This is a genomic window from Psychrobacter sp. LV10R520-6 (assembly GCF_900182925.1).
GTDB lineage: Bacteria > Pseudomonadota > Gammaproteobacteria > Pseudomonadales > Moraxellaceae > Psychrobacter.
On the sequence record NZ_LT900024.1, the window covers coordinates 864,050 to 879,186 of the forward strand.

Here is a 15,137-nt window from a genome sequence, read left to right on the forward strand (position 1 = left end):
AACCACTAATTATCAGTGAGTATAACTATGAAGTACCAGATTGATGACTCGTATATAGATGATATACCTAGTGCTGTTATGTATCGACGGACCATGGAGCATTGCCCTAAGTCTACTATTGGTTGTTTTATAACGAGCGATGATTGGAATGAGCAGACTCTACTAGAGCTAAAAGAGGGATCAGAGGCTTGGTTTTTAGTGGGCTTACAAACAGATAATATAGATTTTGAGCGCTTAGATATTATAGAGGGCGTTATTAGATGTCAGCCTGATGAAGTAAACGATGTCATTAAACTGCTTAATGTAAACTCTGCAAGTACTATTATCGGTATAGATGTTGTAGATATTAAAAGTATGTTTGAGTGTGATAATTTATTTCAATTCATCCAAGCAAGTGCCACAGGTGAATCTGACTCAGATTTAGTAAAGATAGCTACACAGCAGTTAGTTAGTCAACTTATAAAAGCACGTCATACTAAAGGGTTGTTTATTGGAATGGAGAGTGTCGAAAGTCCCTCACTAGAGGTATTTTCTTATGTATCAGAAGCTGTTGAAGCCTTATTGTCTGATGATGTGTTTATATATTACAGTTCAAGTATTACTGATGAGCCTGATTGTTTTCGTTTAAAGGCGATATATGCTTCGGCATAGCTCAGTTTTGTAGTGGTCAAGTACTGACGTAACATAGGTAATAGCATCACTTGGTTGCTGCTATTACCTGCTGAGTCTGCTTGTGTCTGTACTCTAGTGCCTTTAGGACTACGCAGATTTAAGCATTGCTCAGGAGAAAGGTAACGATAGCCTAAATTCATTAGTAGTGTTAAAGCAGGAATTTAGGCGCTGAATTCTTCTTTGAAGTTGATGCTAGGGTTGGTCATATGAATATTCTTATAGTTATCGCTTGATAAGTGTGAAGCTAGTCGCGGCATTTTTTATAATTTGAAGAAGCATCATTCCAGTCGGCTTTGATACGTACACTTTTATTTGCTAGATATTCGTACTCTATTGTGTGTATGGCTGGTTCAGCTTCATAATAAAATGCGCCGGTGACATTTAATACATTAGAGGAGCTAGGATCTACTTTTATAACCTTGAAGTGTTGAGTGCCATTTGATGAGCCTGTACTATCGCTTAGAAACGCTGACTGACGATCTCCTTTAGCATACTCGCACTCTCCCCAAGAGCCTTGGTATTTTGTAGGAACCAAACTAGATTTTTTTGAGTAAACGTAAGAGCCGTTAAAAGCTTTTTCAGTAGAGGTACAGTTGCTTAAGTTTTTTAGCTGAATTTCATTGGGTGAAAAAGCAACTTCCACTCGGCAACCTAAGTTAGATTGATAATCTAGGTAGCCACTCTCTGGCACCGTAAAAACAACCGTTTGACTGTCTTGTATAGGCTTGGCTTTACTAGCAATAACAAAGCTAGAGTCGCCAATCATATTGGCAAGAAAAAGCTCATAATGTTTAGCGCCCTCATATTCAAAGCTGCTTAGATGTACTCGCTTATTGTTATTGGTACCGCTTACATAGACACCTTCTACTACAGGAGCGGCCATAGCGGTCAGTGGTAGTGTGGCAAGTAGTACAAAAGCTTTTTTGAACATGAGGTAATTCCTTTATATGATTCAACCGTTCTCATTGATAGGCGCAAAGCCTAAGCCTATTAATCCACCTTAACCAGCTTTGCGATTGGTTATCATGCTTCGAGATAGGTCGGATATAGGCGATGCTTAAAGTCCATACAACTAAAATATTTATTCAATCAATGTTGGACGATAATTTAGCTCTAAGTTGTTTAGGTGACCCATTAATTCAACAATATTGGCTGATAGTTCTTCTAAATCAAAATTTTTAAATGTAAAAGATATACCCCAGTAAGTGTTATTTATTTCATACCAAGGTTCACCTTTAAACTCTAGCAATGCATCGCCAATGAAGTTTTCGAATTGCTCTGTCAACTCATCAGACTGCTTGGCAATATGCAAATTAATCTTATGCGATATGTCATTATCACTAGCCTTCATCCATAGAACGATATCAGAGCCTGTTGTCCAGTTGAGGTTAGTGAATTTAATGACAGGTTCATAGTAATACCACTTACCGTGTTTTACTTTACATTCAAAATTTTGAAGATCACTGGCATTTAAGTCTGATGAGATTTTTGCTCCAATCTTAGGCATCAGATTGTTGTAGATATAATCATTCAATTGGGCAAATTCATTCAAGTTTTCAGTTAAAAAAGAAATTTCATTTGCATTGATATCAGTCATCGTGTTCAAGCCTTTTAAATGTAATAGAAACTCTCTGGCAAACAAAGTCCATTTGTTATAAGGGTTGTCAAACATGGTTTTTGACAAGCGTTTTTCAATATGTTCAACCAGTTCGTTGTATGAGATGCCATGCCAGCCATCTGCTGCCAGATCTGCACTGACGTTACCATTGAGGCAGAGCACCATTTTAACGAGTGTCTTTGAGGTTGAGCCTTTAGAGCCATTATTGATACGCTCATTACCAAAGGCTGTGTATTCATCAAAGGGGTTGTTTTGATGATGGTGGATTTTACATTCAATCACTATTACTTCAGTGTCAGTCTCTACGAGTAAGTCAATACGCTTGCCATTTTGCGTAGATACTTCCGTCTCTACACTCTCAAAAGTACCTAAGTCGGATAGTATGCCCTTTTTAGCGATAGCAGACTCTAGACCTCTAAAGAAACTGTTACCCAAACCGTGGTGGTTGGCTGAATCTAAGAAGAAGCTGAGCAGTTCAGTCGTTGGGTTTTCAAAATGCCCTCGTGTGCCAACATCAAATAGATTTAAATCCTCATCCGTAAAGTCTAGCGCTCTAAACTTATCTATAAGGGCTTTAAACCTATCAAGGTCATAGTGTAGTGGTCAACTAATTTAGGACACCTGACAAGAGGTTTTGGTTAAAGTAGCGTCTCTCTTTTTCAGCTGGTGACAGATGATCATTGAAGCTGTGCGGTCTCACGGTTTGATAGTAGCCCCAAATATAATCACTAATGGCGCTCGATGCTTCAGCGATATCCTCGTAACCACCCTTTGGCATCCACTCGGTTTTGAAGCTTCTAAAGAACCTTTCAGTAGGTGCGTTATCCCAACAGTTACCTTTTCGGCTCATACTCTGCGTCATACTCTTACAGTCAGCTATGGCTTCAGCGAATTTCTCACTGGTGTAGTGCGTGCCTTGGTCTGAATGGAACAGTATGTTGCTCGGTTTAAATCTGGTGTGATACGCCATCTGTAGTGCTGAGCTTGTCAATATGCTATCAGGAGAGTCTGATATGCTAAAGCCTACGATACGACGCGCAAACAGATCTAGAACCACAGCCAAATAGCACCAGCCCCCTTTGATACGAATATAAGTCACGTCCCCCGTCCATACTTGGTTCGGTGCTGCTGGGCTAAAGTTGCGATCTAAGATATTGTCATGGGTTCTATGTATTTGATCACAGTGCTTGTACTTGTGTGTCTTTAACTGGCAACTGATGAGCCCCATTTGCTTCATAAGCTTAGCAGTTAGGTAACGTGTCAGCTTAATACCATGCTCATTAGCCAATATAGCGATAACAGTGCGAGCCCCTGCTGATTGCTTTGAGTCGTTGAATATTTGACGTATCAAAGCCTTTAGTTTGACACGTTCTACATCAATGGGCTTAGTCTGTATACCATAGTAGTAGCTGCTTCTCACCACGCCAAATAGGTCACATAACTTACGCTTGCTTAATCGTTTGTCCTGCTCTGCAAGCTTGCTTATCAGTAGTAGCCTTTTAGACTGTCCGATGCCAACAGAGCTGAAGCCTTTTTTAAAATATCACGCTCCATTCTTAGACGCTTATTCTCTTTGCGCAGCTGTTGCAACTCTCGCTGCTCATCTGTTAAAGCCAAGCCTTGGGTTGGGGCAACGCCTCGCTGCTCTAGTCGATACTTTCGTACCCAGTTGTCTAAAGTGGAGATGCCAATCCCTAGCGACTCTGCCACTTCTGCAACCTTGCGCTTGTGATCAATCACTAAGCTGATGGCTTCTAATTTGAATTCTCGGGTGTATTCTCTGCGTTTGGTAGTCATACTAATGTCCTCTTTGAGTTAGTATAACCTCTTAAACACTGTCCAATTTTATTATGCCACTACATAGGGTACTTGCACTGATGTCATTGTAATTCCTTTTATCGGTCGTTTTTATGTTGTTGGCTTAGAGATTCCTAGAGATATCCTTGAAATGATGCACAGCGTACTGTACATCATTGTTAATGTTCACTACGACAATAAAAACCTATAACTGGCTACGCACTTCAGTTTCAAACTCGTTTATTAAAGTCAGTTTATGTATTAAGCCTTCAAGCGCTATCGTTTTGTCAAATTTTTCAAACGGTGCTTTATAACCTAAGGTAGTATCATTTTTACCTGTCTTCCATTGTTTAGTGCTATATCTCTTTAGGTGTTGATTGGCTTTATTTGCCAAGTCTTGGTGCCCTATATCAGTCACATAGTAGTTTATACAAAATGACTCGCCTGCACGTGCGTCTAAATATAGAGCGACAAATGAATTGGACTGCCATTTTTTGAAAGCAAAACGTAGAGCAGGGTACCTATTCCAAGTGCTTAATTTAATATCTATTTTTTCATTGGGGAAAATATTACTTAATTCTTGCAAGAGCTCTGAATGAAAAGCTTTAATGGTTTTGTCTTTTAATCGCTCAGCTTGATGTATTTCTCTTAAGTTTTCCAAAATGTAATCTGTAGTCTCAGGAGAAATGGTTGAACCAGACATAATACCTTCCAAATGTAATATAAATTCACGAAGCAAGACTAACCATTTATTGAGTGGCTGATTAATAAAGGCCTGTGCTAATTTTTCTCTGACGCTATCCAGTAATGCAGGGTAGCTTAAACCGAGCCAGCCTGTAGGTGCATTACCCTTAGGCGATAGCACCACAAAAATAGGGTGTTTGTCTTGGTATTGTTCTTCTCTATGAATATGCTGTTGATAGCTTTTAAACGGGTTGTTTAGTTTATGAAAAACCTTATTTTCGATTACCATGACCCAGTCATTTCCTTCTAACAGGATATCGATATATTTGTTATCCTCAGTAAAGACTTCGCGCTCAGGCTCAGTGATGATAGAGAAATCGCTGAAGTCAAAATCGGCTGACTCTGGATTAGAAACAGTGAGAGCATCAAATAATGCTTCCGTCATCAAGTTACCTAAGCCATGATCACCTTCACTGTCACAGAAAAAGGCTAGCACATCAGAGGTTGGGTTTTCGTAGTAACCACGGCTACCAATGCCGAATATCGTCAGCTCAGGTGTTTCTGGGGTGGGTAAGCTCTTGATATGCTCTATTAATTGTTTTAACTGAATAATATTCATTAATTAATTCACCTTAATTCGTTTCTTACCTGTTAATAATTGCTGCGTAATAAAACCCCGACATTCACAAAGCCACCTGGCAAATCTTACTATTAGCAATTTGTAGTGCTAGCTTTATATAAACAGGCTTAGATAAATTATCAATATAGTGTGTTCATATTTTGGCTGATAATCAGTATATCTATAAATGCTATTTATAGACCCGTAGTATTATAGGTAATCACATCTAATAATTTTTAAATATATGGATATAAGTTAATTCTGCAAAAGCTCATTATTTCAAAACCACCTTGCCAGCCACACCATCCATTCGATAGTTTTTAATATCCCCTGCGATAACCAGGTTAATTGCCTTTTCGATCTCATCAAGGGGAACGTTGAACCACTCTGTCGCCTTGTAGATATTATCATCACCTGCTTTTGAGGATACTTTGATCCTCTGATCATAGAAGAAAGCATGCAATACACTCTCAACGCTGCGGGCATTTGCATCATAAACTTGCCACTCAGCAATAATATCTACTGGTTGTTGCAGGAATGCTGTATCTCTAATCGAGTGCTTGGTTCTTGCTTCACCTGTAAGGGTTGAAAAACCAATTTTATGCAGCTGTTTATAGTGCTTTAAGTTGCTTGGCGTTTCAGTTAGCTTGGCGACATAAATCACACCAGTAAGTTGCCGATCGTCTCCAAAGTTTTTGGCTAGCTCATCATCCATCCAGTCAGGATCAGTAACTAATAGCTGATAGCTGTTTTCATATTTATATTGGGCGGTAGCTAAAGAGCGAATGAGCATGTTAGATTCAGTGCCGTTAGCAAATACTAAGCGTAAGCGCTTTTGGTTACGCTCATTCTTTCGATTCTCTGCTTGATATATGTCCGCTACATAACACAAAATCCCGTTTAAAACGAAGACACTGCCGATGTTGATATCTTTCACTGATGAGAAATTACTTTTAGTAAAAGCACCCGTTTGAATAGCCTTATATATACGCTCGAATGTTGCTTCAAACTTATAAAAGTCCTTACATTCAAACCGGCTTGCTATATCTTCGTCATTATATTGATCGTAGCTGGCACGTGCAGTGTTTTGACTGTCATTGACTAAAATTTCAGAATGAATGTTGTCAAAAAGCCCTAGGTCATCGCTATTAAAGATATCGTCTAAACTATTAATAGAAGATGGTTCGCTAACTGTCTCTATTACTGGCTCATCTTCTTCAATACTAGTTTTACTTTCAGCAATATTATTTTCATTGCTCATACTTTTATCTGAGGCTGTAGGCTCTTCAGGTAGGGTAGAGGTATTACTTTGAGTGGCTAGCAATTCATGTTTATCTATGGAGAGTAATTCTTGGGATTTTGAGCTGTTAGTTTGTATTGTGGTTAAAAGGCGGGCGAGTATTTTTTCATTAATCTCGCCAGCACTATCACTAGGGCAGCGTCCATTTTTATCGATAAAAGTATTTATGTCGTTAAACTGCTGTGTTAAAACGGTGTTATTGGCCGAGCCTTTAGTAACGGGCTTTATATCATCTAATAGACCGGTACTGTCATTAGAGAAAATATCTTCTAGCGTTTTGTACTCACGACTTTGATAGATCTCATCAAGTTTAATCATGATTGTTGGCTTCTCGCTTGGCTTTTTGGTTTCTGACATAGGAGATAACTTCAGCCATACGTCGTTCGATAGCATCGTCTGAGCTTCTATTAGGCTGACGATCTTTGTTCTTCATAAACGCAACTATTTTTGGCCACATCAGTACGGCTTCGGCCTCAGTTACGGTAGAACGGCTGGCATGCACGACATCATTGATCGTTTGTAGTACTTCTTTATCGACTGTCCTAGACAGGACTTCATAAGCATCATGAAATGGGTTAACCGATTTAACTAGATCAATGGGAAGGTTGTTTACATTAACGAACTTACTGCCAACCTTCACAAAGCCGTTGCTAGGGTTAGAGTCATTGCTACTGCTTGATTTGGTTTTAGGGTTATAGATTTTTGCGTCAGCTGGTAAATGGCGCTCTTTAATAATATCGTTTTCATTGAGCTGCTTTTTCCGTTCTGCGTTTAGAGTAGTGATATCTACATACTCCTCATGGCCTTGCTTAATGAAAAATCGTTCATTTTCGATGACAGCATCATCAGGAATATCCTCACCTTCAACCACGCCGCCTTGGCGGTTGATGGCCATATATTGCATAACACCTTCTTGTACTTGTCGCACTTCACTATTATCTAGCGCTGGGTATTTACTACGAATAATACTTGGAATAACGGCGTCTGAAACGGCTTCAGTTTCTACGTTATTGGTTTCAGCGGCGATATACTTTTTAATACTATCTGTATTTTGGCATAGTTGAGCCAATATCTCGTCACGGTCTTGGTTGAGTATCTTCATGACTCGATCAGAAGGGGGATTTACTGTGTCATCAATGATGACGGTACCTGCCGGCAAGTCTAATGTACCTAATATATCTAGCTCACTACGACGTTTAAAGTTGATATTAGGTTTGAGCACCTGCTCCATAAGCAGCGATAGAGTAATGGCTTTTAATAAGTCATTGACAGAGCTTGTCACTTCGGACTTATCAGCTTCTGGCTCAGCAATTAAGTTAGTAAATTGAGCATGGTGTTTGCCTTCACTATCCCGTGTTGAACGTCCAATAATCTGTACAACCTCGGTAAGAGAGCCGCGATAGCCAATGGTTAATACGTGCTCACAGTATTCCCAGTCAAAGCCTTCTTTAGCCATCCCAAGGGCAACGATGATATCCATATCATCATACGAATTAATATTAGATAAGTAAGCCTGTGTATTAACGCGTATGGCATCATCAGTAACTAAGTCAGCAAGTAGTAAGTGTCTGCCATCGTGTGTGCGTACTGTGATTACGCCAGTATTGTCATCACGAGATTCGACCTCACCGATAATATCTATGATGCGGCCAACGGTTTCGTATTTATCAGTTTCTGCAGTCAGGCTATTGACGTTAGGGATGTGAATGAGGGTTTTTTTGGTAGTATCTAAGCACTCATTTAAGGCATCAAAGAATGATTTTTTATAGAAGTGATAACCTAATCCTAATGACTTTAGGTGTTCATAACCATTCAGCTGTTCGTAATAGGTGTAAGTAACTTTATCGAACCTTTCTTCGTCGCTATCTGACAAAATCGGTACTGAGTCGCCACGGAAATAGGAACCAGTCATTGCCACGATATGAGCACTAGTCTGCGTCATAATGCCATCTAGTATCGCACCCAATCGGTTGGACTCATCTGCTGACACGTGATGGAATTCATCAATACCAATAAGTATGTCGTTAAATAGCTCAATATTACCGCCATCCTCGATAACCTTATCAAAGCCATATCGAAAGCTGTGATGTGTGCAAACTAAGACTTGGGGTAGTGAGCTGTGGTCTACATCTTGATTTACAAACTCCGAGAAGATAGCGGTTTTGCGGATATCACTTTGAGCTAGGTTTAAGCATAAGTTATAGCGATCTGCTACCTCCCAGTCTGCAAAGAAACCAAAATCACTAAGTGGTGTTGATTTAAAGGATTTACCAATACTCATCTCTGGTACGGCAATGATGACCTTTTTAGCACCTTGATTGATAAGCTTGTCTAAGGCCAAAAACATCATGGCGCGTGATTTACCAGATGCTGGCGGGGATTTAATCAGCAAGTACTGGCTATTACGTTTCTCGAACGCACGTGCCTGCATTTCCCGCATACCCATTGAATTATGTTTCTTGCTTTGACCAGTTCGGGCGTAAGTCTGATTTAGGATATTAACGGGCTGAGACATACAGCTTTTTACTCCAAAATGTATAAAATCTGCGGTATTGTTTTAAAGTTATTTAGCTTTCTTTTTAACCTTGCTCTGCTTTTCTGCTTCGATAAGCTGCTCATAGCGCGCCAGCAAATGCGCCAAACGCTCTTCAGTATTCGCAAAGCCTTGCGGGCGATACAGCTTGTCTACTGCCTCATCGAGAGTACTATGCGCTTGTTTTAAGTCTTCAGGCATCTTATCTGGATCGTATAGCTCCGCTAAAGTCATGCCCGCATTACTGGCTCGAGCTAATAGGATTTCTTCCGCTAGATTTTCAATATTCTCTTTCTGTTCGTTAGTGGCATCAGGGAAAGGGAAGGTGTTGTATACGATTGTTCCTGAATAGCGGTAACGACTTTCTAATCGACCAGCCACTAATCGCATCCAGTCGTTATGGATAAGTGAGGTTAAAATTGCAAAATCGTATATTGTTCCATTGGGAATGATATTGACGAGGTTCGTAGCTATAACTTCATGACTATAAAAACCTATTGGCACATATTGACGGCGTTCAGAGGTAACTCCAGGAACTAGAATATAGTTTCCTAATTTAGGCTGCGCTCTTTGAGCAAATAAATGGGGTGTTTTGGCAAAGTTACGAGTTGATTTAGCTTTGCTATCTAGTCTGAACACTTCTACATTAGTTACTTTTTCTTTTATAAGTGGGTAATTGTCCAAATTTGATATATAGAAATCTTCAAGCCATAAGCACCATCTTTCCTGACTATTGAGAAACTCTCTTGAGCCCAAAACTTTTTTGATAAAGTGTATTGACTGAGGTTCTTCAAGCTCAAATTTTTCTTTTTCAGATTGGTCTAAAAATAGAAACCCACCATCTCTAGGCATACTTCCAAAAACCATTTTTTTGGAATTATTTAATGTTTCATTTCGACCACCTACGACGGTTTGATTGCCTTTAATTAGATAAGGGCTAATAGTTTTCACTATTTCGGTATGCCAAGACATATCAATTAGCTTGTAAATAGTTTTGTTAATATTTGATTTAGAAGATAGTCCGATGATAACAACATGAACTGCTGCATTGTGTTTGGCATTATTTTTCCATGGAAAGGTTTGATAAGCAAAGCGAATACTTACTCCTAGTTCAAATATATAAGGGAATAGCATTGCTACCTGTGCGCCTTGTGAAATAGAATTAGTCGCTACTAAAGCTAATTCAGCATTGGTATTAGTGATATATTTGGAGCCTTTCCAAAGCCATGAAGACACATAATCTAAGGTTTTATAATTACTAAACTCTTCAAACACTTTTTCCATATCATTATTTTGACTATCGCTATGATTATTTCTTCCGCCAAACGGAGGATTGCCAATAATATAAATCTCATCATTGCCATTATTTGGACAGACCTCATTCCAGTCGATACGCAAACTATTGCCATAGACAATATGGCCACTGTCTTTAAGCGGCAGCATCGGCGTCGATGCGCCAAGCTCCTGCTCGAATAGTACATTCATTTGGTGCTCAGCTAACCAGAGTGATAAACGTGCTATTTGACTGGCAAAGTCGTCATACTCTATGCCGTATAAATTATCTAAACACACTACGCTATCAAAGCCTAAGCCTAATAGGTTGTCTTTAGAGCCTATTAAATCACGTTGTGCTTTTAATACATCAATCTCAAGTTTACGTAATTCTTTATAAGCAATAATCAAAAAGTTGCCTGATCCACACGCTGGATCAAATACTTTGATTTGGCTGATACGCTTAAGTAGGGCATCTAAGCGCTCGGCTTTATTGTTCTTATGGCGATTGTCATGACTCAGTGCTATAACTGTGTCTAGCTCTTCACGTAGTTCATCTAAGAATAGTGGCTGTATGACCTTCATGATATTGCTAACGCTGGTGTAATGCTGTCCTAAGCTGCCACGCTGTTCAGGATCAATCACTGCTTGAAACATTGAACCGAAAATATCTGGGTTAATCTCTGCCCAGCTCAAACGTGCACACTCTAGCAAGATACGGCGGGTCCGCGCATCAAACTCAGGAATGGCAAACTGATATTCAAACAAGCTACCGTTCACATAGGGGAATGCACTTAGGTGAGTGGGTTTAGCATCGCGCTCTGCGCTAGAGTCAGGTAAATCGAGAACTTCAAACAGCTCAAACAGTGTGCTATCGACGTCACTGCCATCTATATGGGTGGTTCTATCAATAACATCATGGAACTGGTTTGCTTTAAAAATACCAGTGTCTTCGGCATAAAAGCAGAATAGCAGTCGCGTTAAAAATATATTGAGAGCATGCAAGTCATCAGCAGTATTAAACTCGTTGAGCTTACGGATATGGTCAAACAAGCGTCCCATCTTTTCAGACGCTTGTACATCAGCAGGGTGCTCTGAGTACTCACGAGCACGCTCTAGGCCGGCAAGTGGCAATAGAAAGTGGTAGTTTTTATAAAGATCAGCAAAGTCGCAGTCGAGCGTCTCATCATACTTGGTGTCGTTAACTAGGACAGTCTTAAAGTCCGTCACCATTATCATACGGATTTTGTGCTGATTAATAATCGAACTGCTTTTTAGCTCGTTTAAAGCTTTAGCAAGGTCTTGACCTGCACCTACAGGCTTGAAGTAGATACGATGTTTATTGGCAACCTCGCCAGCTTCAGGATTGGCTGCTACGTTATAACGGCCGTCATTCTTTTTGAGTGAAGTTATCGTGGATTTTGAGACATCTAGCAGCGTTAAAAAGTCATAAATGAAATCTTCTTTTTTATTTTTATCGATAACTTTAGTGGTTAATTTTTCTAAATCTTCAAAAAACTGGGTTTGGTTAAATGCCATGATTGTCTCTATAGGTGATTTACTGGTGTGAATAGGCAGGCTAATGTGCAATTATAATCACATCTTATAGTATTTAAAGTCTTAGATGTTCTAAATGAGATTTGATAGTGTCTTACCGCTTGTAATAATAAGAAAGAAGTCTATTAATGGGGATAAATAATGATAGTTAGTACTAAGTTTCAAGGTGATTCGACTCGTATTGGATGGATCCAACATGACAGCTATGGAGAAGCGTTACATATCATAATTGATTTTGCTAGTGATAAGCATCGTGAAGCTGAAACAGTGATTGATATTCGCACTGAATTGAGTGACTTACGTGATGAGCTGAGAGTGAAAGGTTTTGATCATAGAACCTTGCAATGGCTTCATGATTCTATGGCTGCAGCTTTTCGTATGGACTATTGTCTTAACGCAGACCTGTTTACTCATGCGACGGCAAACCCTCATGCACCACCAGAAATTATTAATCTTTGGTTTGATTTTCTTAGAAAAGAGCTGGAGAGAGTTTTTACTCATCATTTAGAGCTACCTAGATTAATTCTTACCGTTGCTAGCTATCCAAACCCTAATCCTAAGGGTTCAGATGCGGAAGACGAGATTTATGATTTAACTAGGCAGTTATATCCTAATTTGAAACATTTTCAGCTTGAATAATAGGGATAAAACCTTCAAATTTGCTAAGCATTATTAGATTCGAATTACCTATATCTGCCATATAAAAGGTGGCTGGATTTTACAGACATTCTTAAAGATGGTTTCTACTATTCCTCCCATCCGACATAGTTGTGAACTCTCAGAGCTATCTGTTATTTCCTAAATATTATTTGCCAATCATTTTCTAGTCATTTGTTTATGTTACTATTCTCTTTTTGTAAGTTACAGCTTGTAATTCAGGGTTTGGATTACTGTCATGGGTATTTTGACGTAAATCTTTATTGTCGAATTGAGCTGACTCTAATTTAGTTATGTTTGAATTTGATAGATTAAATTGTACAGCTTTCAATTTTTTATTTGGTGGGATAGGTGGTATTGATGGATTGGTTCAAAACAGCTCAATTTGTGCAAGAATTTTATGTTTTTCCTATACTGGTTTCTATCTTTTTGATATTTATTTCTATTCGATTTATCTTAAATTATTGGATACCTGCTCGTGTACTAAATAATAAACTATCGAAATTAACTGATGAGTTAGATAGCCTTAATGATAATTCTAATATCGATAAGGGTTTATTGGATGCAAGTTTTGAAGATACCCTATACTTAAAGCAGGCTTGGTCAAATTATAAAAAAACCTTTCATGATATTTATGAAGCAGTGGATGGAGAAGATATTGTCGTTCATTCGCGTGCAACCGTTCCAAGTGAAGTGTTTTTTACCGAATCAATCATCATCGATACGCCCTTAAAAGTAGATTTTTATAAGCATTTACCCGGTATGATTACCGGTGTCGGTATTATCGTTACATTTGCAGGTCTGTTGATTGGATTGTTAGCTTTTGACCCTGCAGGAAACCCTGACAAGGTTCAAGACAGTCTGGCTTTGTTACTAACAGGGGTTGCAGAAGCCTTTATGGCATCTGCGTTGGCTATCACCACCGCAATGCTGATTACTTGGCGTGAAAAGTCATGGCTTAGACAGTGTTATGCGCAATTACAACGTTTAAATACCGCCATTGATAATGCCTTTACTGCCGATGACAGTGGTGAGGAATACTTAGCCAAATTACTCAAATCATCGCAAGCCAATGAGGCTAATGCTCGACAGCTTAAAGATAGTCTGGTTAATGATTTAAAAACCATGATGACTAACTTGATCGAAGAGAATAAAAGAAATCAAGCTGCTTTTGCTTCACAACTCAGTGAGTCTTATGCTCAAGTAGGCGCATCAACGGCAACTCAGATTGGTGAATCTATTAAAAGCACATTACAAGAGCCTTTAGATAAAATCGCCTCAAGCGTGCAGCAGGTCAGCGGCGATCAGGGTTCAGCTGTGCAAGAACTTATGACTGATGTGTTAACTGCTTTTATGAGTAAGCTGGAAACGACATTTGGTGGTCAAATGACAGGTATGAGCGAGATGATGACACAGTCTGTCACGGCTATGCGTGAGATGCAGTCAGGTTTCTCTCAATTAATTACAGATATGCAAACTAACAGTGAAGTGTCGACCAAAACGTTAGAGACACAAATGGCTAAAATGATGGAGGATATTCATCAAAAGCAAAATGAGATGTCTACCCAAATGAACGAAATGGTAGAAAATCTATCTGCAGGTTCGGCTAAGATTGGTGATCAAGGGTTATATGCTGTTGAGCAGTTAAACAGTAAGGTTTCAGAGCTTGTATCAGGTTTAGGTACTTCAATGTCAGACCTGCTATCAAATGTCGCAGAGCAACGTATCGAGCAGGATCGCCAAATATCAGATAATCAACAAAAATTGCATGAGCAGTCATCTGTATTGATTGATAACTTAGGCAGTGAAATTAAAGAGTTGATTGTTCATAGTCAAAATGCGGTTCAGAGTCATAAAGAAAATATCCAAAAACTTTCTCAAGTGACTACTGATAGCATCACTGGTATGAATAGTGGTGCGGAAAAAATGCGTGTAGCTTCTGAACAGTTTACGACGGCTGGCAGCTCACTAATCACAGTGACTGGTAAAACATCAGAACTTATTGCACAGGTTAATACGACGTCAACCAATATGACCAGTGCCAGCAGTAACCTTATCGAGTTAATAAGAGATTATAAGAACTCTCAAAACAGCGTTAATCTTGCAATTGAAACACTAGAAAGTCTCATTCAGCAGTCAAAGTCTGAAGCTAGCATGAGTAGTCAAATGCTTAATGATATGAAGAATATGACTACAGCTCTAAACCAAGTCAAGATGGAAATGCAAGAATATTTAGCAGAAGTTAGTGATGTTCTAGTGAAGAGTTTTGATAGCTTTGGTACTTCCGTTGAAAGCAGTCTAAATCACTCGTTAGTGTCTTTTGACAACACACTTGATCAAGCCGTTAAACGCCTTGCAACCGGTGTTGAGGGTCTAGGAAATGTGGTTGAAGATCTTGAAGACCTTACGCAAAAAACCAGACGCTAAT

The 15,137-nt window shown here is 39.1% G+C and carries 11 protein-coding genes; 3 read left to right on the plus strand and 8 right to left on the minus strand.

Annotation, left to right across the window (positions count from 1 at the left end):
- Positions 1 to 27 precede the first annotated feature (27 nt).
- A complete protein-coding gene (locus U1P77_RS03610) occupies positions 28 to 651 on the plus strand; it encodes a hypothetical protein (RefSeq protein ID WP_321156029.1) in 624 nt (207 codons plus the stop codon).
- Positions 652 to 916: 265 nt separating this feature from the next.
- Here the strand turns inward: U1P77_RS03610 and U1P77_RS03615 are convergent, their stop codons facing one another.
- The 8 genes from U1P77_RS03615 to U1P77_RS03650 form a co-directional block, all read right to left on the minus strand.
- Positions 917 to 1,603: a hypothetical protein gene (locus tag U1P77_RS03615; protein WP_321156030.1), complete on the minus strand. Its 687-nt coding sequence runs from the start codon at positions 1,601 to 1,603 to the stop codon at positions 917 to 919.
- A 150-nt stretch (positions 1,604 to 1,753) separates the two neighbouring features.
- A complete protein-coding gene (locus U1P77_RS03620; protein ID WP_321156606.1) occupies positions 1,754 to 2,857 on the minus strand; it encodes a PD-(D/E)XK nuclease family protein in 1,104 nt (367 codons plus the stop codon).
- Positions 2,858 to 2,897: 40 nt separating this feature from the next.
- Complete coding sequence (locus U1P77_RS03625) at positions 2,898 to 3,803, minus strand: IS3 family transposase (protein WP_321156607.1); 906 nt, start codon at positions 3,801 to 3,803, stop codon at positions 2,898 to 2,900.
- Positions 3,776 to 4,087 carry a transposase gene (locus U1P77_RS03630; RefSeq protein WP_321156031.1) on the minus strand — a complete coding sequence of 104 codons (312 nt, stop codon included), beginning with the start codon at positions 4,085 to 4,087 and terminating at the stop codon, positions 3,776 to 3,778. The genes U1P77_RS03625 and U1P77_RS03630 overlap by 28 nt, the downstream gene beginning before the upstream one ends.
- A 205-nt stretch (positions 4,088 to 4,292) precedes the next feature.
- Complete coding sequence (locus U1P77_RS03635; protein WP_321156032.1) at positions 4,293 to 5,390, minus strand: PDDEXK-like family protein; 1,098 nt, start codon at positions 5,388 to 5,390, stop codon at positions 4,293 to 4,295.
- A 274-nt stretch (positions 5,391 to 5,664) separates the two neighbouring features.
- A complete protein-coding gene (locus U1P77_RS03640; RefSeq protein ID WP_321156033.1) occupies positions 5,665 to 7,047 on the minus strand; it encodes a GIY-YIG nuclease family protein in 1,383 nt (460 codons plus the stop codon).
- Positions 7,001 to 9,205 carry a DEAD/DEAH box helicase gene (locus tag U1P77_RS03645; RefSeq protein WP_321156034.1) on the minus strand — a complete coding sequence of 735 codons (2,205 nt, stop codon included), beginning with the start codon at positions 9,203 to 9,205 and terminating at the stop codon, positions 7,001 to 7,003. The genes U1P77_RS03640 and U1P77_RS03645 overlap by 47 nt, the downstream gene beginning before the upstream one ends.
- Positions 9,206 to 9,253: 48 nt before the next feature.
- Positions 9,254 to 12,034: a class I SAM-dependent DNA methyltransferase gene (locus tag U1P77_RS03650; protein ID WP_321156035.1), complete on the minus strand. Its 2,781-nt coding sequence runs from the start codon at positions 12,032 to 12,034 to the stop codon at positions 9,254 to 9,256.
- A 159-nt stretch (positions 12,035 to 12,193) separates the two neighbouring features.
- On the opposite strand from U1P77_RS03650, the gene U1P77_RS03655 reads away from it, so the two are divergent.
- Positions 12,194 to 12,691 (plus strand): hypothetical protein, encoded by a 498-nt coding sequence (locus U1P77_RS03655; protein ID WP_321156036.1) that lies wholly within the window; start codon positions 12,194 to 12,196, stop codon positions 12,689 to 12,691.
- Positions 12,692 to 13,069: 378 nt separating this feature from the next.
- A complete protein-coding gene (gene zorA, locus U1P77_RS03660) occupies positions 13,070 to 15,136 on the plus strand; it encodes an anti-phage ZorAB system protein ZorA (protein ID WP_321156037.1) in 2,067 nt (688 codons plus the stop codon).
- Position 15,137: the final 1 nt, after the last annotated feature.

Excerpts from the sequence above, each read along its gene's own strand:
- U1P77_RS03640 (WP_321156033.1), bottom strand. The coding sequence starts at position 7,047 with ATGTCAGAAACCAAAAAGCCAAGCGAGAAGCCAACAATCATGATTAAA.
- U1P77_RS03655 (WP_321156036.1), top strand. The coding sequence starts at position 12,194 with ATGATAGTTAGTACTAAGTTTCAAGGTGATTCGACTCGTATTGGATGG.
- U1P77_RS03645 (WP_321156034.1), bottom strand. The coding sequence starts at position 9,205 with ATGTCTCAGCCCGTTAATATCCTAAATCAGACTTACGCCCGAACTGGT.
- zorA (WP_321156037.1), top strand. The coding sequence starts at position 13,070 with ATGGATTGGTTCAAAACAGCTCAATTTGTGCAAGAATTTTATGTTTTT.
- U1P77_RS03635 (WP_321156032.1), bottom strand. The coding sequence starts at position 5,390 with ATGAATATTATTCAGTTAAAACAATTAATAGAGCATATCAAGAGCTTA.
- U1P77_RS03650 (WP_321156035.1), bottom strand. The coding sequence starts at position 12,034 with ATGGCATTTAACCAAACCCAGTTTTTTGAAGATTTAGAAAAATTAACC.
- U1P77_RS03630 (WP_321156031.1), bottom strand. The coding sequence starts at position 4,087 with ATGACTACCAAACGCAGAGAATACACCCGAGAATTCAAATTAGAAGCC.
- U1P77_RS03615 (WP_321156030.1), bottom strand. The coding sequence starts at position 1,603 with ATGTTCAAAAAAGCTTTTGTACTACTTGCCACACTACCACTGACCGCT.
- U1P77_RS03610 (WP_321156029.1), top strand. The coding sequence starts at position 28 with ATGAAGTACCAGATTGATGACTCGTATATAGATGATATACCTAGTGCT.